This window comes from Pseudomonas sp. DW-iso3 (assembly GCF_058725305.1).
The window spans coordinates 378,936-398,161 of record NZ_JBZXDZ010000005.1; the positions used below are offsets into that span (position 1 = coordinate 378,936).

General features: G+C 62.1%; 20 protein-coding genes. 11 read left to right on the forward strand and 9 right to left on the reverse strand.

Annotated features, from left to right (window positions below; all coding sequences use genetic code 11):
- Positions 1-50: 50 nt before the first annotated feature.
- A complete protein-coding gene (locus AC4PS7_RS16850; RefSeq protein WP_492179629.1) occupies positions 51-1,343 on the reverse strand; it encodes a protein kinase in 1,293 nt (430 codons plus the stop codon).
- Between the two features lie 39 nt (positions 1,344-1,382).
- Entirely contained in the window at positions 1,383-2,477 is a 1,095-nt protein-coding gene (zapE, locus tag AC4PS7_RS16855; RefSeq protein WP_465821647.1) for a cell division protein ZapE, read from the reverse strand.
- Between the two features lie 215 nt (positions 2,478-2,692).
- Here zapE and AC4PS7_RS16860 point away from each other — a divergent pair, with 215 nt between their 5' ends.
- The 7 genes from AC4PS7_RS16860 to AC4PS7_RS16890 all read left to right on the forward strand — a co-directional run bounded on the left by AC4PS7_RS16860 (position 2,693) and on the right by AC4PS7_RS16890 (position 8,997).
- The gene (locus AC4PS7_RS16860; RefSeq protein ID WP_465821691.1) at positions 2,693-3,190 is read left to right on the forward strand and encodes a Csu type fimbrial protein; all 498 of its coding nucleotides are present in this window, start codon (positions 2,693-2,695) and stop codon (positions 3,188-3,190) included.
- On the forward strand, positions 3,184-3,726 hold the full coding sequence (locus tag AC4PS7_RS16865) for a Csu type fimbrial protein (RefSeq protein WP_010209445.1): 543 nt from the start codon (positions 3,184-3,186) through the stop codon (positions 3,724-3,726). The genes AC4PS7_RS16860 and AC4PS7_RS16865 overlap by 7 nt, the downstream gene beginning before the upstream one ends.
- Before the next feature lie 18 nt (positions 3,727-3,744).
- Positions 3,745-4,287 carry a Csu type fimbrial protein gene (locus tag AC4PS7_RS16870; RefSeq protein ID WP_010209446.1) on the forward strand — a complete coding sequence of 181 codons (543 nt, stop codon included), beginning with the start codon at positions 3,745-3,747 and terminating at the stop codon, positions 4,285-4,287.
- Positions 4,288-4,289: 2 nt separating this feature from the next.
- Positions 4,290-4,778, forward strand: coding sequence for a Csu type fimbrial protein (locus AC4PS7_RS16875; protein ID WP_010209447.1), 489 nt, complete (start codon positions 4,290-4,292; stop codon positions 4,776-4,778).
- A gap of 25 nt (positions 4,779-4,803) precedes the next feature.
- A complete protein-coding gene (locus tag AC4PS7_RS16880; protein WP_042572109.1) occupies positions 4,804-5,592 on the forward strand; it encodes a fimbrial biogenesis chaperone in 789 nt (262 codons plus the stop codon).
- A gap of 115 nt (positions 5,593-5,707) precedes the next feature.
- Positions 5,708-8,026 carry a fimbria/pilus outer membrane usher protein gene (locus tag AC4PS7_RS16885; protein WP_050544793.1) on the forward strand — a complete coding sequence of 773 codons (2,319 nt, stop codon included), beginning with the start codon at positions 5,708-5,710 and terminating at the stop codon, positions 8,024-8,026.
- A complete protein-coding gene (locus tag AC4PS7_RS16890) occupies positions 8,023-8,997 on the forward strand; it encodes a Csu type fimbrial protein (RefSeq protein WP_029529105.1) in 975 nt (324 codons plus the stop codon). Before AC4PS7_RS16885 ends, AC4PS7_RS16890 begins: the two co-directional genes overlap by 4 nt.
- Here AC4PS7_RS16890 and AC4PS7_RS16895 read toward each other — a convergent pair.
- Together AC4PS7_RS16895 and AC4PS7_RS16900 are read right to left on the reverse strand one after the other, a co-directional pair.
- Positions 8,994-9,731, reverse strand: a complete 738-nt coding sequence (locus AC4PS7_RS16895; RefSeq protein ID WP_044287385.1) for an anti-sigma factor family protein — start codon at positions 9,729-9,731, stop codon at positions 8,994-8,996. The two genes, AC4PS7_RS16890 and AC4PS7_RS16895, sit on opposite strands and share 4 nt — an antisense overlap.
- The gene (locus AC4PS7_RS16900; RefSeq protein ID WP_010209455.1) at positions 9,728-10,234 is read right to left on the reverse strand and encodes an RNA polymerase sigma factor; all 507 of its coding nucleotides are present in this window, start codon (positions 10,232-10,234) and stop codon (positions 9,728-9,730) included. The genes AC4PS7_RS16895 and AC4PS7_RS16900 overlap by 4 nt, the downstream gene beginning before the upstream one ends.
- A 167-nt stretch (positions 10,235-10,401) precedes the next feature.
- Here AC4PS7_RS16900 and AC4PS7_RS16905 point away from each other — a divergent pair, with 167 nt between their 5' ends.
- Together AC4PS7_RS16905 and AC4PS7_RS16910 are read left to right on the forward strand one after the other, a co-directional pair.
- Complete coding sequence (locus AC4PS7_RS16905; RefSeq protein ID WP_010209457.1) at positions 10,402-11,484, forward strand: catalase family peroxidase; 1,083 nt, start codon at positions 10,402-10,404, stop codon at positions 11,482-11,484.
- The gene (locus AC4PS7_RS16910) at positions 11,481-12,020 is read left to right on the forward strand and encodes a cytochrome b (RefSeq protein ID WP_010209458.1); all 540 of its coding nucleotides are present in this window, start codon (positions 11,481-11,483) and stop codon (positions 12,018-12,020) included. Before AC4PS7_RS16905 ends, AC4PS7_RS16910 begins: the two co-directional genes overlap by 4 nt.
- On the opposite strand, the gene AC4PS7_RS16915 is transcribed toward AC4PS7_RS16910, so the two are convergent.
- Positions 11,922-13,193, reverse strand: coding sequence for an MFS transporter (locus tag AC4PS7_RS16915; protein WP_021492807.1), 1,272 nt, complete (start codon positions 13,191-13,193; stop codon positions 11,922-11,924). The genes AC4PS7_RS16910 and AC4PS7_RS16915 overlap by 99 nt on opposite strands.
- 99 nt (positions 13,194-13,292) lie before the next feature.
- On the opposite strand from AC4PS7_RS16915, the gene AC4PS7_RS16920 reads away from it, so the two are divergent.
- A complete protein-coding gene (locus AC4PS7_RS16920; RefSeq protein ID WP_021492806.1) occupies positions 13,293-13,745 on the forward strand; it encodes a winged helix-turn-helix transcriptional regulator in 453 nt (150 codons plus the stop codon).
- Here AC4PS7_RS16920 and AC4PS7_RS16925 read toward each other — a convergent pair.
- Both AC4PS7_RS16925 and AC4PS7_RS16930 read right to left on the reverse strand, forming a co-directional pair.
- The gene (locus tag AC4PS7_RS16925) at positions 13,742-14,893 is read right to left on the reverse strand and encodes a M14 family metallopeptidase (RefSeq protein ID WP_021492805.1); all 1,152 of its coding nucleotides are present in this window, start codon (positions 14,891-14,893) and stop codon (positions 13,742-13,744) included. The two genes, AC4PS7_RS16920 and AC4PS7_RS16925, sit on opposite strands and share 4 nt — an antisense overlap.
- 465 nt (positions 14,894-15,358) lie before the next feature.
- On the reverse strand, positions 15,359-15,709 hold the full coding sequence (locus tag AC4PS7_RS16930; protein WP_010209462.1) for a DUF6124 family protein: 351 nt from the start codon (positions 15,707-15,709) through the stop codon (positions 15,359-15,361).
- A gap of 131 nt (positions 15,710-15,840) precedes the next feature.
- Between AC4PS7_RS16930 and AC4PS7_RS16935 the strand changes: the two genes are divergently transcribed.
- Complete coding sequence (locus AC4PS7_RS16935; protein ID WP_492179630.1) at positions 15,841-16,473, forward strand: LexA family protein; 633 nt, start codon at positions 15,841-15,843, stop codon at positions 16,471-16,473.
- On the opposite strand, the gene AC4PS7_RS16940 is transcribed toward AC4PS7_RS16935, so the two are convergent.
- A complete protein-coding gene (locus AC4PS7_RS16940) occupies positions 16,470-18,395 on the reverse strand; it encodes an acetyl/propionyl/methylcrotonyl-CoA carboxylase subunit alpha (RefSeq protein ID WP_492179631.1) in 1,926 nt (641 codons plus the stop codon). The genes AC4PS7_RS16935 and AC4PS7_RS16940 overlap by 4 nt on opposite strands.
- Entirely contained in the window at positions 18,392-19,198 is an 807-nt protein-coding gene (locus tag AC4PS7_RS16945; protein WP_010209466.1) for a gamma-carboxygeranoyl-CoA hydratase, read from the reverse strand. Before AC4PS7_RS16945 ends, AC4PS7_RS16940 begins: the two co-directional genes overlap by 4 nt.
- Positions 19,199-19,226 lie beyond the last annotated feature (28 nt).

Sequence of the window (19,226 nt, forward strand, 5' to 3'; positions counted from 1 at the left end):
TCGATACACCGCTATCGCAGGCACGCCAGCGCCCACATTTGGATTGGGTTTCAGCCCCGGCTCAGCAGTGATTCGATTTCGTTGAACCCCGGTCGTGCCAGCACATCAGGCTGACAGCAGCTTTTTTGCAACGCTGCCAGTCCATCACTCAGCTGTTCCTCAACCCGCTCCAACAATTCCCCCAACAACACCCCAAACGCCCGCACTTCAATCCGCTGCAAGGCCCTGGTTTCCACGCCATCGGCCGTGGCATGGAACGACGCCGCGCCAAAATCCCCCAGCAAACAGTCTCCCGCCTCATTCCACAGAATATTGTGGCCATACAGGTCGCCATGGGTGATGCCGTGGCGATGCAGATGCGCCGCGACCGACGCGATGCCCCTTGCAATGCGCAGCGCCACATCAAGGCTGAAGCGCGTACCCGGTTCATAGATGTCGCGGGTGCACGAAGCCAGGCTGGGCAGGGCTGCGAGGTTGCGGTAGCTCGGGTCGATCAGGTCCATCACCAGCGCGGCCTGGTCATCCGGGTGGCCGACAACGCGGCCTTCTACCTTGATCAGGTTAGGGTGCAGCCCGGCGGCGATGCAGGCCTGCATTTCGTGCAGCGGCGAACCATCGCTGGTGATGCTGCCTTTATACAGTTTGACTGCGACCGGTTTGCCTGACGGTTTCCACAGGGCCTTGCGGATAACGCCGGAGGCGCCTTCGCCAAGGACTTCGGCCAGTTCCAGCTGGGCCCAGGGAATATCCGGCGTGGCGACATCACCTGTCACCTCCACCGCCATTTCCACCGGGTTACCGGCATAGGCCAGCCAAGTCAGGCTTGGCAGGGCCAGCAACCACGCCGGCAACTGGGTGAAACGGTTGGAGGCGATGCGCAGCAATTCGAGGCTGCGGCAGTTGGCCATGCTCTCCGGCAGCTGCGACAGTTGATTGCCGGCCAGCATCAGCTTTTGCAGCAGCGGGCGTTTGCCCAGTTCATCGGGCAAATGGTGGATGCGGTTGTCGGTCAGGATCAGCCAGCGCAACAACGGCGGCAACGCGGCGGCGGGCACGCGGCTGATCTGGTTGGCCTTGAAGCCGATCATGCTCAGCTTGGCGCACAGGCCCAGGCAAGTCGGCAGCTCGGTGAACAGGTTGTCTGAACAGAACAGCACACGCAGGTGGGGCAGGCGATGCAGGTCGTCGGGCAGGCTGCTCAGGGCGTTACCGCTGAGGTTGAGGATCTCCAGGGAGTCGGCCAGTTCGAAGATTTCCTGGGGAAATTCGGTCAGCCCGCAGGACAGGTCCAGGCGCGTGATACCGGCCAGTTGGCCGGCCTTGAGTTGGGCGAGAGTATTCATGAACGCAGCGGTTACTCGGTAAAGGGGCGCAAATGGCGCTCATGATACCGGGTCGTGTGCAGGTTGCGGGTCAGCCTGTTGCAATTGGCCGAGACGGCTGGCGGTGCGGGCGAGGTCGATGGCCTGGCCACTCAGGGCCAGGTCGAGGGGTTGCTCGCCGATCAGGATCAGGTGCTTGTCCCGGTCGTAGAGCACATCCACCAGGTTGATAAAGCGTTGCTGTACGGCAATCGGGCAATCGGCCAGTTGCGGCAGGCCGTCGATGATCCAGTGATCATAGTCTTGGCACAGCAGCAGGTAGTCCATCACGGCGGTCAACTGCTCGCAAAGATCGCTGAAGGTGAAAGCAATGGTGCGGCCTGCGTGGTGGCGGCAGATCAACGTCCGGTTGCCGACGGCCAGAGGGCGCGGCGGGCAGTCGGCAGCGGGAAGCCCCAAGGCTTGGCGCTGGCTCGCGTTTGCGGGCCAAACGTACCGACCGCTGGTAAAGCGTTGTGCGCTCTGGGCTTGAGGCAGGCTGCGAAAATCCTGGGGCGAGCTGACTTCCAGCACCGTCATGCGCGCATCGATCAGGTCGATCACCGGCTTGAAGCGCTCGTGGTACAGCGGATTGGGCAGCAGCCCCTGCGGCGCATAGTTGGACGTCACCAGCACCAGCACACCGCGCTCGAACAAGGCTTTGAACAGTCGCGTGATCAGCATGGCATCGCCGATATCGTGGACGTGGAACTCGTCAAAACACAGGACACGGCAGTCCGTCAGCAGTTCATCGAGGGTCACAGCCAGGGCATCGTCCTGCTCACGGTGCGTGAACATACCGCGATGCAGGCGCGCGAAAAAATCATGGAAGTGCACGCGCTGTTTCTCGGCAATCGGCAGCGCTTGGAAAAAGCCGTCCAGCAACCAGCTTTTGCCGCGCCCCACCGGCCCGTGCAGGTACAGGCTGCGGGTAGGTTGGCCGGCGAGCAGGTGCTGGGTTTCTCGGGCCAGGGCAGCAATGGCTCGGGTTTGACCGGCACTGAGGGTATAACCCTGTTGCTCGGCTTTTTGCTGAAAGAACGCGGGGATAGGCGAGGCGTCCAGGGCGTCGGTTTTCTTACCGAGCAGGCGACGGATCAGGGAAAGCGCGGCCAATGCAAGTCACTCTGTATTTCAGTGGTCGCTCACTTTAGGGCGCCCGCCGCGTTTTGACCAATAGAGAAGGGCACTGCCAGCTATCTCGAAAAAGCATGTCACGAGGGTAATCCTGTCCAGACTGGCAGTTTCTCGTTGAGTGACTAACCTTCTACACAGCAGTCACCCCTGTAAAAGGATCTGGGGCAGTGAAGGGACGAGCAGTATTGGCAGTCATGGGCGCGATGCTCTGCAACACGGCTTACGGTGCACAGCTTCAGGTGGAGGTGCGTATCGACGTGCAGCGGGGCTGCCAACTGGTGGGCACGACCCGCCAGGCGGGCATCGAGCAGCTTGGCGTATTGGATTTCGGCAGCGGCCCGCGTCTGGATGACCCGGCCGGGCCCCTGAGTGCGGCACTGATCAGCCAGCGCCAGCCGCGCCTGGAGTGCAACCCCGACACGCCGTATCAGGTGCGCGTGGATGGCGGCCTGCATGGCGGCACCGGTGAACTTCGTTACCTCAGCGCCACCCCTTCGACCCGACCCATTCCCTATCGCATCTATGCCGACGCCGCGCGGCGCGTGCCGTTGCCGGTGGATGTGCCGCTGAGTGGCCGGGTGCCTGACGCCGGTTTCGTCGACCTGCCGCTGTATGGCCGCATCGAGCCGCTCAAAGACATACCCGCCGTCGGCCGCTACACCGACCTGCTCAAGGTGACGGTCACGTGGTAAGCCGCTATCTGGCCGCGGTGGCCATGGGCGGCCTGCTGGTGCTGGCGGATGACGCGCAGGCGGCTGTCGCCACCGGGTTTATCCAGGCGCGGCTGGTGATCACCGCCAGTTGCGAAGTGAGCAAAGGCGTCGAAAGCGCACCGGTCAACCCCACGGGTGGCACGGCGATGCTCGACTTCGGCAGCCAGGGCCCGACCTGGAACAGCACGCTGGGCGCAGCGGTCTCCGACGGCGACAAGGCGCCGCTGGCGGTGTCGTGCAACCCTTCGGTCTCGAGCTTTACCGTGACCATCGACGGCGGCACCAATGGCGATGGCACTACACGACGCCTGAGCAATGGGCGCCAGATGATTCCGTATCGGCTGTCTGCCGACCCGCAGGGCCGCAGCGCTTACAGCATCGGCCAACAACGCAATTTTGTCGTGGCCAGGGGCACCCAGATACCGATTCCGGTGTTTGGCTCCGTGGTGGCAAATACCAGTGCCTTACCGGCAGGGATCTACACCGACACGTTGACGGTGACACTGGACTGGTAACTCAAGAGGATGAAAACCATGCATGTACTTGTTTCGCGATTAGGTGTCTGTGCACTGGGCCTGGCCATGGCCTCCAGCCTCAACGCGGCGACCACCGTGACCGGGCAGATCACGTCCAGCCTGATATTGATCGCCAGCTGCCAGGTCAACGGCTCTGGAGCCGCCAGCGGCCTTAACTTTGGTAGCTTGAACTTCGGCACCACCAACAGTCTGTTCACCAACGCCGATGCCCAGTTGCTCGGCGGCACCGGCACCGGTGGGGCGCTGTCGATTCTGTGCTCCAGTGGCACCACCCCAGCGGTCAAGGTGCGCGCCGGTGCCCATGACGGTGCGTCTCCGGGTGGCAGTCGTGCGTTGGCCGACGGTGCAGGCAACTTCGTGCCCTACGACTTCTATACCGACAGCGGCCACTCCGCGCTGTTGGCGATTGACGACGTGATCACACTCGCCACCAGTACCGGCGTAGCGCAGACCGTCAACCTCTACGGTCGAGCGGTGGGCAAGGCGGGGCTGCCAGCCGGCACCTACACCGACACCGTGGCCGTGGAACTGACGTTCTAGCGATGTGGCTCAGAGCGTTGCTGGCCTGTGGGCTGGCGGTGCCGCTGCCGTTATCGGCGGTGACCAGCCAAAGCTTCCAGGTGAGCGCGACTATCACACCAGGTTGCCTGGTTGTGGGCGCAGGCTCCAATTATGGCGCGCTGACCTACGGCAGTTACTCGGCCCTGGCTACCAGCACGGTCACGGCGGCGCTGACGGGGGGTGTGACTTTGCAATGCACGCCTGGGGTGACGCTGAGCATGAGCGTCAACGGCGGCCTGCACAGCGGCACCGGGCGCAATTTGCAGCTCAACAGCGGCAGCGCGCGAGTGGCTTACCAGTTGTTTCGGGATGCGGCGTTCAGCCAGAGCCTGGGGATTGGCCAGAGCGTCAACGTGGCCTACAGCGACGCGAATAACATCAACCTGCCCATCTACGGGCGGGTGCAATTGCCGGGCAATCAGCCTGGGGGGACATACAGCGACACGCTGCAGGTGCAGCTGACGTGGTAAGGCTATCGGTATAAGGAGTGGGGTTATGCGTTCACCTTCCCGGCGGTTGTGGGCCGCGGGTATTGCCTTGAGTGCGGTGTGCACGGCGGGGGTCGTGCAGGCGGCCAGCTCGGTGCTGATCTGGCCCATCGATCCAGTGCTGGAGGCCGACCAACAGGCCAGCGCGCTGTGGCTGGAAAACCGTGGGACCGAAACCGCGAGCCTGCAGATACGCGTGTTCGCGTGGAGCCAGAGCGGCTTCGATGAGCAATACCAGAACCAGCGCGATGTGATCGGCAGCCCGCCGGTGGCGCGAATCGAGCCAGGGCAAAAACAACTGGTGCGCCTGACCCGCACCCGCGAAGTGCCGCCGGGACAAGAGTTGGCCTACCGCATCATCATTGATGAAATCCCTTCGCCGCTGCAGGTGCCAGCGCCGCCAGAGGGCAAGAATACGGCGGCGGCTATTCGCTTCCAGATGCGTTACTCGGTACCGCTGTTTGCCTACGGCGCGGGCCTGTGGAGCAAGGAAGACAGCACACGTCAGCGTGATCCCAAGGGCGCCGGCAAGCCGGACTTGAGTTGGCAGAAAGTCACGGTGGCGGGGCGCAATTACCTCGAAGTACGCAACCAGGGCGCCGTGCATGCGCGCCTCACCGATGCCTCATTCAAGCAGGGCGGGCAGACACGGCCCTTGGTGGACGGTTTGCTTGGCTATGTCTTGCCGGGCGCGACCATGCGCTGGCCGGTGCCGGATGGGCTGTCGGCTGACCAGCCCCTGCAGGTCAGGATCAACGGCGCGCAGCAGTTGGAGAACCTTGCGCCGAAACGGTAACCGGGTGTAACGGGGCGGGAAGCTCCGGGATTTAAACGGATGGAGATGTCCATTGAAGGACACAACGCCATGTGTGAGTCGTGGTTGGACTCGAGGTCTATGGCCGTCGGTAGCAATGGTAAGCGGGCTATGGGGCGCAATGATTGCGCCGCAGGGCGTGGCTGGCGACCTGCCACCGCCCCCGAGCAGTATGGAGGCTGTCGCCGATGCACAGTTGTTTCTGGAACTGGTGGTCAACCAGATGGACACCGGCCGCGTCATCGCGGTCGATCAACGGGCCGGGCAGCTCTATGTGCCGGCCAGTGCGCTGCAGGATGTGGGCATGAAACTGCCCGGTGAACTGAGTGGCAGCGTGGCGTTGGACACGATCCCGGGTCTGCACAGTGACTACGACAGCAACGCTCAGCGCCTGCTGTTGGATGTGCCGCCTGCGTGGTTGAAAGAGCAGTTCATCGGTAACCGCAACGCCTATCCGCGCACCCAGGCGATGAGCAGTTTCGGCGCCTTGCTCAACTATGATCTGTATTTCAGCGACACCGACGAAGGCGGCAGCTACCTCGCCGCCTGGAACGAAGTACGGCTGTTCGACAACTGGGGCACCTTGTCCAATACCGGCCAGTATCGCCAGACCCTGGCCGATGGCGTGAGCAGCAGTACGTTCAACAACGGCTATCGGCGCTATGACACCACCTGGCGTTTCTCCGATGACGAACGGCTGCTGACCTACGAGGCCGGTGACGTGATCAGCGGCGCCTTGCCCTGGAGCAGTTCGGTGCGCCTGGGGGGGGTGCAGTTTTCCCGTGACTTTGCCGTACGCCCGGACCTGGTGACCTACCCGTTGCCGCAATTTGCCGGTGAAGCCGCGGTGCCGTCGTCGGTTGACCTGTTCATCAACGGCTACAAATCCGACAGTGCGCTGCTGCAACCGGGGCCTTACACCCTGACCAACGTCCCGTTCATCAACGGTGCAGGCGAAGCGGTCGTGGTGACCACCGACGCCCTGGGCCGCCAGGTGTCGACCACGGTGCCGTTTTATGTGACGAGTACGCTGCTGCAAAAAGGCCTGACGGATTTCTCGGTGGCTGCTGGTTCCTTGCGCCGGGAATACACCTTGAAAGATTTCGCCTACGGGCCTGGCGTTGCCAGCGGTACCTTTCGTTATGGTTATTCCGACAACCTGACCCTGGAAAGTCACGCCGAAGCGTCCAGTGACCTGACCCTCGGCGGACTGGGTGGCAACCTGCGGCTGGGCAACTTCGGCGTGCTCAATACCGCCGTCAGCCAAAGCCAGTTCGAAGGCCGCGGCGGCCAGCAAATGAGCCTGGGCTATCAATACAACAGCATGCGCTACAGCCTGTCGTACCAGCGGGTCGAGCGGCGCGACGAGTACGCCGACCTGACCCTAGTCGACACGCCCTATGCCAGCCTCAGCAAACGCAGCGAGCAAGTGACCTTGAGCCTTAACCTTGAGCGCTTCGGCAGCCTGGGCGTAGGTTACTTTGACGTGCAGGCAGCGGACGATTCTCGAACGCGCTTGCTCAACCTCAGCTGGAGCAAGCCGCTGTGGCGCAACACCAGCTTCTACCTGTCGGCCAACCGTGAGATCGGCGACAGCAACTGGGCGATGCAGGCGCAGCTGGTGATTCCGTTTGATCTCAACGGCAGCCTGGCCTTGAGCACCGAGCGCAGCAAGGATGGCGCCAGTCGCCAGCGCCTCAACTACAGCAGCGCGGTGCCCAGCGAGGGCGGGGTGGGTTACAACCTCGGTTATGCCCAGGGTGATGGCCCGGCGTACCGGCAGGCCGATCTGACCTGGCGCTTGCAGTCGGTGCAGTTGCAGGCCGGTGTGTACGGCAGCAGCGACGCCGAGACGCGTTGGGCGGATGCCAGTGGCTCGCTGGTGTGGATGGGCGGCGACACTTTTGCAGCCAACCGTATCAATGATGCCTTTGTGGTGGTGAGTACTCAGGGCTTCGCCGGGATTCCGGTGCGCTATGAAAACCAACTGGTGGGTGAAACCGACCGCAACGGTCATCTGCTGGTGCCGTGGAGCAGCGCGTATTACCGCGCCAAGTATGAAATCGATCCGCTGAACCTGCCGCTCAACGTGCAGAGCCCGAATGTGGAGCAGCGTGTATCCGTGCGGCGCGGCAGCGGTTATCTGCTGGAGTTCCCGCTGCGCCGGGTGCTTGCGGCCAGCGTCACGCTGGTGGACACCCAGCACCAGGAATTACCCCTGGGCAGCCTGCTGGTGCACGAGCAAAGCAACCAGCAGGCGGTGGTCGGCTGGGATGGCCTGGTGTACCTGGAAAACCTCTCGGCGCATAACACCTTGCAGGTCACACTGGGGGACGGGCGCACGTGTCAAGCGCGATTCGATATCGACGAGCAGCAGCAGGGCGTGCCGTTGATCGGGCCGTTGGTGTGCCAATGAGAGGCTTGGGATGGCTGTCGCTCATCGGGCTGTTGTGTTCGGGGCAGGCGATGGCGCTGTGTTCGACGGTGGCGACTGCTCCGGTGAGTTTTGGCTCGGTGAGTTCGATCAACGTGCGCACCGCGACGCAAAACAGTTCGACCCTCAATGGCGGTTTGAGCTGCACGGCCTCATTGATCGCCCTCGGCACCAATGACCACTTCTATGCCACGATCACTTCAACCACCAGCGGCATGGTCGGCCCCACGGGGGATGTGATCGGTTATACGATTTATGGCAATAACACCACCACGTTCCCGATTAACCGGGGGATCCAGTTCGATTTCGGTCCCAATGGCATTGCGACCAGCGCGGGGCTTTTGACGGGGCCGGGCAGCAAGAACCTGCCGCTTTACGTGGGCAGTATTACTGGGACGAATGTAGCGGCCGGGGTGTATACCGAAGTCTTGAGCGTCGCGTGGACCTGGGATTATTGCATCGGCCTGGGCGTTGGCAACTTGTGCATATTGCGTGACAAGAACCTCACCCCCCAAGTCAAGCTCCTGACCGTGAGCATGACCGTCACCAACGACTGCCAGATCACTGCACCCAATATCAGTTTTGGCAGCGCGCCCGTCATCAGCGGCTTTACCCCGGTCACCGGCCAGACCATCAGCATTTCCTGCACCAAGGGCAGTGCTTACAGCGTAGGTTTGAGCGATGGCCAGAACGCCGTCAGTGTGGGCGGGCGACGCCGGATGGTCTCAGGCAGCAACTACTTGGCCTATGACCTCTTCAAAAGCGCCGGTACCACGCGCTGGGGCAGTGTCGGCGCTGCGCGTCGCGACAGCTCCACCGCCGAGATCAACCCCGGCAATGGCCTGGGCATTGGCAGCCAGGTGTTCAACTATAACGCCCGGATCTACACCGACCAGCCCACCCCGCCCGCGGGCACCTACCTGGACAACGTGGTGCTCGACGTCGGCTTCTAGAATTTCAGCAGCGGCGGGCCGGGCTGATCCACCGGGCTGACCAGCGCATAGTTATAGCCGGCACCGGACCAGTATTGCGCTTGCAAACCATCGGCGCTGCGGCTGCCCCGAGGCAGGAAGCCGTTTTCCGGGCCTGGCGGGCGGATATAGAAACTGATGCGCCGGCCTTGCGGGTCCTCGTACAACACCATGGCGGCGGCGCCTTGCTCGGTGGTGAGCAGGCGCCCGCTGACCGGAGTGAACCCGGAGGTGCTCAAGTCCGGCAGGCGGTGTGCCTGGTTGAAGTAGCGATCGAGCCAGGCCTGCATCGTGCCGCCGCCCTGCACCTTGTAGTCGGCGGGCATGATGCCGTCCTGGGCAAACAAGCGGAACGCCTGCATGGCATCGGCCATGGGCAGTTGGGCGGGCTGGGTGGCTTCACGGGCGTGCCAGCCGCCGATACCGCCGAGGCTGACGGCGAGAAGCAGCACGGCGGCCGTAGCAAACTGTCGACGCGATTGGCGCTTCATGCGCTGGCGGATCAGGGCCGGGTCCAGGTCCGGGTTGGCCGGCTGCTGCAGGGCGCCGCCCAGCGCTGCACGCAGCAACTGCGCGTCGTGTTGCCAGGCATGGACCTGCGCGGCGACGTCCGGGTGCGCCGCCAAATAGGTCTCAAGCACGCGGCGATCACTCTCCAGCAGTTGGTGATCGACGTAGGCATGCAAATCGCGTTCGCTGGGGGGCAGGCTGATCATTTGAGTATCCGCAGGGAAGGGCTGGCAATTTCGCCATCACTGAGTAGACGCAGGGCTTGGCGCGCACGGGACAGGCGCGACATCACGGTGCCGATGGGCACCTCAAGGATCTCGGCGATTTCCTTGTAGCTCAGGCCTTCGACCGAGACCCACAGCAGCAGCGCACGCTGCTCGGTGTTGAGTTGATCGAAGGCTTGCAGGGTCGACTGGGCGATCACCGTACGTTCCACCGACGGCTGCGCATCGTCGCGTCCGGTGAAAAATTCGAGCATGCGAGCGTAGCGCCGGGTACGGCGGTGGGCATCGAGGAACTGCCGGTAGAGGATCGAAAACAGCCAGGCGCGCAAATCGCCTTCGACGCGTTTGTCGGCCCAACTGATGATTGCCCGTTCCAGGGTCGACTGCACCAGATCGTCGGCGCTGCTGGCGTTACGGGTCAGGGACACGGCAAAGCGCCGCAGCCTGGGGATGAGTTCACGTAACTGTTCGTCGAGTTCATGCATGGGTATCTGGCTGGTCACTACGCTGGGACTAGAGAGACGTGCGGCGTTGACGATTATTCCGCGTGCCAGGAAATAAATCCGAGGCCAGGGAATAGAGCCGATCGGCGTTCGTCTTAATGCTCCGACCTTATGTTCATCCCTAAGGCCTTTGGCCCTGGAGTTCCTTCATGGTAGATCACTCATCACCGCCCCGTCCTCCGCTGAGCACTGCGAGCCTGATCGCGCGCCTGGCGGGTATCGGTGCCGTGGTTGCGGTTGTGGCGGGGGCTTTTGCCTACGTCAATGGCAGCCTCGACCCGCAGCGCCTGCGCCCTAAAACCCTGGTCAATGCCTTGGAAACCAACAATGGCGTGCACCCTGGGTTCCGCCGTAACCACGCCAAGGGCGTGTGCGTGGCCGGGTATTTCCAGAGCAGCCCCGAAGCCCGTGCCTACTCCAGTGCCCAGGTGTTCAGTGAGGCCAAGACCCCACTGATTGGCCGATTTGCGCTGCCCAGCGGCAACCCCTATGCGCCGGACAGCAGTGTACCGATCCGCAGTTTTGCCGTGCAGTTCAGCCAGGCCAACGGCCAACAGTGGCGCACCGGCATGAACAGCATGCCGGTGTTCCCAGTGGGCACGCCTGAGGCGTTCTACCAACTGCTCAAGGCCGGTGCGCCGCAGCCCTCCACCGGCAAACCGGACCCGGCGAGCATGCCGGCATTCTTTGCCGCCCATCCCGAGACCGCGCCGTTCCTGGCGTGGGTCAAATCCGCCAAGCCTTCGGCCAGCTATGCGACCGAAACCTACAACGGCATCAACGCGTTCTTCCTGGTGGGGGCCGATGGCAAGCGCCAGGCCGTGCGTTGGGGCGTAGTGCCGCAGAGTCAGGACGCAGCGGGCGATACTGCGCCTGCCGGCAGTGATTTCCTGGAAAAGGACCTGGTACAGCGCCTCGCTACCGGTCCGTTGCGCTGGCAGTTGAACATGACCCTGGCCAATCCCGGCGATCCTTTGGACGATGCAAGCAAAGCCTGGACCGGCGAGCATAAAGTCATCAACGCCGGCACCCTGGTGTTGCAAAGCAGCCAGCCGCAAGCGGACGGGGATTGTCGCGATATCAACTTTGATCCACTGATTCTGCCCAGCGGCATTGAAGCCTCCAATGACCCGTTGCTGGCGGCACGTTCGGCGGCGTACGCCAGCTCGTACCTGCGTCGCGCCGGTGAAGTCAGCCCGTTGCACAGCGCCCCTCAGGAGTTGAAGCCATGAATGTCCAACCACGGTTTTTTGCCCCCCTGGCGCGCCTGCTGCATTGGCTGATGGCGCTGATGGTCATCGCCATGCTGTTTATCGGCGCGGGGCTGGCGGCTTCTGTTTCGCAGCGGCATGAGTGGCTGATCCACCTGCACAAGCCGTTGGGTATCGCGATTCTGGTATTGGTGATCGTGCGCTTGGTGGTGCGCTTTTCTACTCGCCAACCGCCGTTGCCTGCCGACTTGCCGCTGTGGCAAGTGCTGGCGGCCAAGGCCTCCCACCTGGTGTTGTATGCCCTGATGCTGGTCTTGCCGCTGCTGGGCTGGGCGATGATCTCGGCGGCGGGTGATCCAGTGATGCTCAGCAGTTCGGTGCAGTTGCCAGCGCTGGTGGGAGCGAACGCGCCACTGTTCGCGGTGCTGCGCAGGGCCCATGGGTTCCTGGCCTATCTGCTATTCCTGACGGTGCTGTTGCACCTGGCGGCGGCCTTGTTCCACGGGTTGATCCGTCGTGACGGCGTGTTGCAAAGCATGACCGGCAGCCAGGACTGAAACAGGTTTCGGGGGCAGTGTGGCCAGCCAGTAGACCAGCGCCAGCAGGTTGATGGCTGCGCCGAGGACACACACCCCGATCCAGCCGCCCCAGGCATACATGGCCGTTGCGCTGATGGAGCCCAGCGCACTGCCCACCGAGTAAAACAGCATATATCCGGCCACCAGCCGACTCTGGGCATTGGGGCGCACGGCGTAGATCAGGCTCTGGCTGGTGACATGCACGGCTTGCAGGCCCAGGTCGAATACAATCACGCCGAGCAACAAGGCCCACAACGAGGATTGGGTGAAGCCGATTGCGACCCATGACAGCAGCATCAGCAGCAGGGCTGTGCCACTGGTCCATTGGGCCAGCCCTTGGTCGGCCAGGCGCCCGGCGCGGGCGGCACCTAAGGCTCCGGCGGCGCCGGCGAGTCCGAACAGGCCGATTTGCGTGTGGGAAAGCGACAACGGCGGGGTGCTCAGGGGCAGTACCAGCGGCGTCCACAAGACAGTGCCGGCGGCGAAAATCAACATCGCCAGCACGGCGCGGTCACGCAGGACTTTCTCCTCCTTGAACAAGCTGAACACCGAGCGGATCAATGCGCCATAAGTGCCGCTGGCGCGCGGTGGCTCGGTGCTTGGCAATACACGCCACAGCAAGATCGCCATCAAGAGTGTCAGGCCTGCCGACAACAGGTAGACCGAGCGCCATCCCGCCAGGTCGGCCATCGCGCCGGAAACCGAGCGGGCCAGCAACAAACCGACCACGATACCGCTGGTGACCAACCCCACCACATGGCCGCGCTGTTCAGGCGATGCCAGATGAGCGGCCAGTGCCACCAGCACCTGGGCGACCACTGCCAGCAGCCCGGTCAGTGCCATGCCGGCCAGCAGCCAGAAACTGCTTGACGACAATCCCACCATCAGCACGGCCAGGGTGGAAAGCAGCAGTTGGCTGACGATCAGTCTGCGCCGGTTGAGCAGGTCCCCCAGTGGCACCAGCAACAACAGGCCCACCCCATAGCCAACCTGGGTGAGGGCGATGATGATGCCGACAGTGGCGTGGTCCATGGCAAAGGTTTCAGCCATGGCGTCGAGCAGCGGCTGGGCGTAGTAGACATTGGCCACCGACAGGCCACAGGCGACGGCGAGCAGCAATACTACGGCGCCGCTCAAAGGGGATGACGACATGCGAATAATCCTTGTGTGGTTTCAAAATGAAACTCGTTGTACGGTAAGGATTCTGGTTTTATATTGCAACTACATAACTGGTCGACGACAGGCAGCCCGATGGTCAAGCTCACCCGCTTTGAAAGCGCCGAATGCCCGGTGGCGCGCTCGTTGGACGCAATTGGCGATGGCTGGTCGCTGCTGATCATTCGCGATGCATTCGACGGGATTTGCCGTTTTGGTGAGTTTCAGCGCAGCCTCGGAATGGCCAAGAACATCTTGTCCACGCGCTTGCGCAGCCTGGTCGCCCATGGGGTGCTGGAGATCGTGCCGGCGTCGGATGGCAGTGCGTATCAGGAGTACGCCCTGACGGAAAAGGGTCGAGGCCTGTTCCATGTAATCATCGGATTGCGGCAGTGGGGCGAGGGATTTTTCTATGGGGCAGAGGAGAAGCATTCGGTGATGGTGGACCGCGCCAACGGCGAGCCGCTGCGAGCGCTGGAGTTGCGCTCGGCGGATGGGCGCTTGCTGGGGCCCGAGGATTGTCGGCGGGTGCCCGCCGACTCGGTTTAGCGTAAGACGTCGACGATATCGGCTACGCTGCTCAACACATCCTTGCCCAGTTGCATCGAACGTTTACCTGACCAACCGGTGAGCAGGTTGGGGGCGTCGTCGTTGTCCTTGAAGGGCATTTCCAGGGTCAGGGACAGGCAGTCGTACTGCTGACCGACTGCATTGCACGCCAGGGTCATGTTGGCTTCGCCCGGCAGGTCGCGGGTGTAGCCGTAGGTGGTCTGGAAGTCGCGGGTCAGGCTGCTCAAGTGGCTGCGGAAGTGTTTTTCCAGCGTCTCGATGCGCGGCGTGTAGCCGGGGTTGCCTTCGCATCCGGCGGTGAAAACGTAGGGGATTTCCTCGTCGCCGTGGATATCGAGGAACAGGTCTACGCCGTATTTCTCCATCTGTTGTTGCACGAACAACACTTCCGGGCTGATCTCCTGGCTGGCGCTTTGCCACGCACGGTTGAGGTCCTGGCCCGCGGCGTTGGTGCGCAGGTGGCCATGGAACGCCCCGTCCGGATTCATATTGGGTACCAGGTACAGGTCGGCGACTTTCAGCAGTTTTTTCAGCTCGGCGTCACCGTCCTGTTGCAGGCGTTCGATGATGCCTTCCATAAACCATTCGGCCATGTGTTCGCCGGGGTGCTGTTGGGCGATGATCCAGACCTTGCGACGGCCTTTGCCGCCTTTGCCGCGACGCAGCAGTTGGATATCACGACCTTCGACACTTTTACCGGTCGCCAGCAATTGGGTGCCGGCGCGAGTCAGGGCCTGCTCGATCAGCCAGTCGTGGCGCTCACGGCTGTAGGGTTCAAAATAGGCAATCCAGGCGTGCTTCTCGCGGGTCTCAAGGCTGATATGCAGGATTTCCCCATCAAAGCGCGAGGGCACCCGAAACCAGTTGATATTGTCGTAGGAGGCCACGGCGTTGTAGCCGCTCCACGCGTGCGGGTAGGACGACTTGCCCGCATTGCTCAGGCGAAACGTGTGGGTGTGGCCCACGTGCATGCCTTCGGCCTTGAAGTGGAACCATTGGTAATGTTGGCTACGGGTGTCGGGTTTGATTGCCAGCAACAACTGATGGGAATCGTGGGCATCCAGTACCTGGATATTGCCACTGTCGAAGTCGGTGCTGATCTTGATGGAGGTCAAGGCCACGGTCATAGTCTGGTTGCCTGATTATGAGTGTTGTGGCGGCTATATTACACAGGAGTCCGGTAAAGACTGGATGCAAAATTGTTGCACGGGGGGAGGGGGCGTCATCCTTGACGCCGCAGCAGCTTAGAATCTATGAGATTGATTCTCAAGCGCTATTTCGCAAAGATCTGGGCTAGAGCGGTCGACTGGCTTTCTTTTGACGATGGTCTTTTGCTACCATGCGCGTCATCAAGCAACACACAGTCTTCATTAGCCTGAAGCCATGCCAGGGAAACTGGCAAAAAAAAGACCCGGCCAAAGAGCCGGGTCAAAAACCGTGATTAGCCTGATGAGGAGATATTCCAAGAGTCCGACCTAAGGTCCCTTGGTCTATCGACTGATCTCGCGATCAGCTAGGTCCAATAATAATCATTATCATTTGCAAGTCAAATGTTTTTATCCGTCAGATAGAAATATTTTTCTCTGTGCCTGTTATCCGTTCGCGTGAGCCGCTGGCACTTGCAACGACCGCTCCACCATCGCCTTCGCCATATCAATCAAATACACCACCGAAAACGCCAGGTCGCGATGATTGCCCTGATGGTTGTTCGCTGATTCATAGGCCGTAGCTGCGGCACTGCGCAACAAGTCCGAGGCGTGCACCAGGGCTTCCTCCTGGCTGATGCCTGGCTTGATGGCGAACAGGGCGTCGTCAGGGGCTGCTGCCGACATCTCCTCTTTCAAGTAAAAGTCCAATGCGCGCCGGGCGGCACCGCTGCTGCGTAGCACGTGCAGGTCGTGTTCTTCTGGGGTTTCGGGTAGCAGATACGGGCTGGTCGTCATAAGGGGCGGTACTCTGTTGTGGGTGTCGAAAACCTTATGTTCGATGATAGTACGTATCGTATTTGTGTCGTTTTATGGATTACTACAAACTGTTTATTGCCCTGAACACTGCATGACGTATTGTCAGCTCCATGGATAACTGGATAGCGTTGGTCAAGGCCAACATGGAAGACCGCAAGGTCACGCAGGGTGAATTGGCTGAACGCCTGGGCATGTCCCAGGGCGGCGTTGGCCACTGGCTCAACAAGCGCCGTGCGCCGAACCTGACGGACATGAACCGGGTACTGACGGCGCTGGGGCTGGGGTACCTGGAAGTTGCGCTGGATATTCGCGAGCGGGCCGAAGAAGCGCTTCCTGAGAAAAACTACAACCCGTATTTCCGCTACCCGGTCAGCGATTGGAAAGGGCTGTGCGAGGTCCGCGAAGAGCGGGCGACCTATGGCGCGGCCCGTTTCGAATTGAGCGATTATCATGCCCAGGGCGACGCTTTCTGGCTGCCGGTCACAGGCGACGCCATGACCGCGCCCAGCGGCCTGAGCGTCAGCGCGGGCATGATGATCCTGGTCGACCCGGCCATCAAGGCCGAGCCCGGTAAACTGGTGGTCGCCCAAGGGGCTGCGAACCCCCACGCGACTTTCCGCCAGTTGCTGGAAGAAAGCGGCCAGCTCTACCTGGTGCCGCTCAATCCCACCTACCCAAAGCAGCCCTTCACTGACGACTGCCACATCCTTGGCGTCGTGGTTCAGGCCATGGCAAAGTTCTAACCGGCCGGTTCGAGTTCCACCAGCGCGCAACCTTCTGCAACCATTTCACCTTCCTGGCAGAACAACGCCTTGACCACTCCAGTCTGGGGCGCGCGAATGCTGTGCTCCATCTTCATGGCCTCCAGCACCACCAGTTGCGTGCCGGCGTCGACGTGTTGGCCCACCTCCACCAGCACACGCACGATGCTGCCGTTCATCGGTGCTGTCAGGCCGCCCTGGTGCGACTGGTTGGCCTCAACGGCCGCAATCGGGTCGAACAGCGTCACGCCGTGCATCTCGCCGTCCCAGCGCAAAAACACACTGCCTTCGCTGCGCACTGCCAGGTGGCTGCGACGCACGCCCTGTCGCTCGATCAGCAGCTGCTCGCCGCGCAATGGCGGCGCATCCGCGGCCAGCGTCACCAATCGATCCTGGCCAGTGCAGCTCAAGTGCAACGACACCTCGGCAGGTAACCCAGCACGAAATCCGCGCTTATCCCCCCAAGGCCCATCTTCCGGCGGCAAACTCTGTATGAATGCCGATCCGGCCGCCTGCCAGAATTCATCACTCAAGTCCCCTGGGGCCGGCAGCAACTCCTCCTGATAGCGCGGAATAAACCCGGTATCCAATTCGGCTGCCGCAAACGCTGGATGCCCGATAATGCGCCGCAAAAAGCCCAGGTTGGTCTTGAGTCCGCCGATGGCAAACTCATCCAGCATGGCCAGCAACCGCAATCGCGCCTGCTCACGGTCTTCGCCCCAGGCAATCAGCTTGCCGAGCATGGGATCGTAGAATGGCGACACGCTGTCGCCTTGTTCGACACCGCTGTCTACACGACGCCCCGGCCCCGGTGCGGATTCGCGGTACAGCGCCAGGCGTCCGGTGGCGGGCAGGAAGTCATTGGTCGGGTCTTCGGCATACAGCCTCACTTCGATTGCATGGCCCATCAGCGGCACTTGCTCTTGAGTGATCGGCAACGCCTCGCCCTGGGCGACACGGATCTGCCAGGCCACCAAGTCCAGGCCGGTGATCGCCTCGGTCACCGGGTGCTCCACCTGCAGGCGCGTGTTCATCTCCATAAAGAAGAATCCGCCACGCGCGTCCAGCAAGAACTCCACGGTGCCTGCGCCGACATAGCCGATGGCCTGGGCCGCGCGTACGGCGGCTTCGCCCATGGCCTTGCGTTGTTCAACACTCAATCCCGGTGCCGGGGCTTCTTCGACGACCTTCTGGTGGCGACGCTGGATCGAGCAGTCTCGCTCATTGAGATACAGGCAATGCCCGTGCTGATCGGCAAACACCTGGATCTCCACGTGACGTGGCTTGAGCAGGTACTTTTCCACCAACATCTGCCCGTTGCCGAAGGACGACAGCGCCTCGCGCTGTGCCGAGGCCAGGGCCTCGGCCAACTGGCTGACATCCTCGACCACCTTCATGCCCTTGCCGCCACCACCGGCCGTGGCCTTGAGCAGCACGGGGTAGCCGATGCGCTCGCAGGCTGCGCGGAAGGTTTCCAGGTCTTGGGCTTCGCCGTGGTAACCCGGCACCAGGGGTACGCCGGCGGTTTCCATCAGTGCTTTGGCGGCCGATTTGCTGCCCATGGCGTCGATGGCTGAGGCGGGCGGGCCGAGGAAGATCAAACCAGCCGCTTCAATCGCGCGGGCAAAACCGGCGTTCTCCGACAAAAAGCCGTAACCCGGATGAATCGCCTGGGCGCCGCTGGCCTGGGCTGCGGCGATCAGTTTGTCGATTTGCAGGTAGCTATCAGTGGCCTTGCTGCCGCCCAGGTCGACACGGATATCCGCTTCACGGCTGTGGCGCGCATCGCGGTCGATGGCGCTGTGCACCGCCACGGTGGTCAGGCCCATGGCCTTGGCGGTGCGCATTACCCGGCAAGCAATCTCGCCACGGTTGGCCACCAGCAGAGTTGTCAACGTGCTCATGAACGCGGCTCCTGGGATTGCCAGCTGGGTGGACGTTTTTGCAGGAAGGCACGCAGGCCTTCCTGGCCTTCAGGGCTGACACGTATGCGCGCAATGGCATTTTCGCAATAGCGGCGCAGGGCCGGGGTGAGGGCGCCGTGGCCCACTTCGCGCAGCAGGTCCTTGCTGGCGCGCATTGCCGCCGGGCTGTTCTGCAGCAGGTTGGCGATCCATTGCTCGACTTGTTGATCCAGTTCGTCGACTGGATAGCTTTCCGCCAACAAACCGATCTCCCGTGCCCGCTGGCCGCCAAAGCGCTCAGCGGTCAGCGCATAGCGCCGTGCTGCACGCTCGCCGATGGCCTGTACCACGAACGGGCTGATCACCGCCGGTGCGAGGCCGATACGCACTTCCGACAGGCAGAACTGCGCATCGTCGGCGCCAATCGCCATGTCGCAGCAACTGATCAACCCCAGCGCACCGCCATAGGCCGCGCCTTGCACCACCGCGAGGGTGGGAATCTTCAGCTTGGCCAGGTTGTACATCAACTCCGCCAGTTCGCGCGCATCGTCCAGGTTGGTGTGGTAATCCAGCTCGGCGGATTGCTGCATCCAGGCCAGGTCGGCCCCGGCACTGAAGTGTTTGCCGCGCCCGCGCAGCACCAGAAAACGCAATGATGAATCACCTTGCACCTGGTCGAGGGCGATGATCAGTTCGCGGATCATTTCGGCGTTGAACGCGTTGTTCTTGGCTTCGCGACTGAGCCACAGCGTGGCAAAGCCACGACGGTCGGTGATCAGTTCGAGGGTATTGAAATCGCTCATGCAGGGAGCTCCATGATGATAAGAGGTC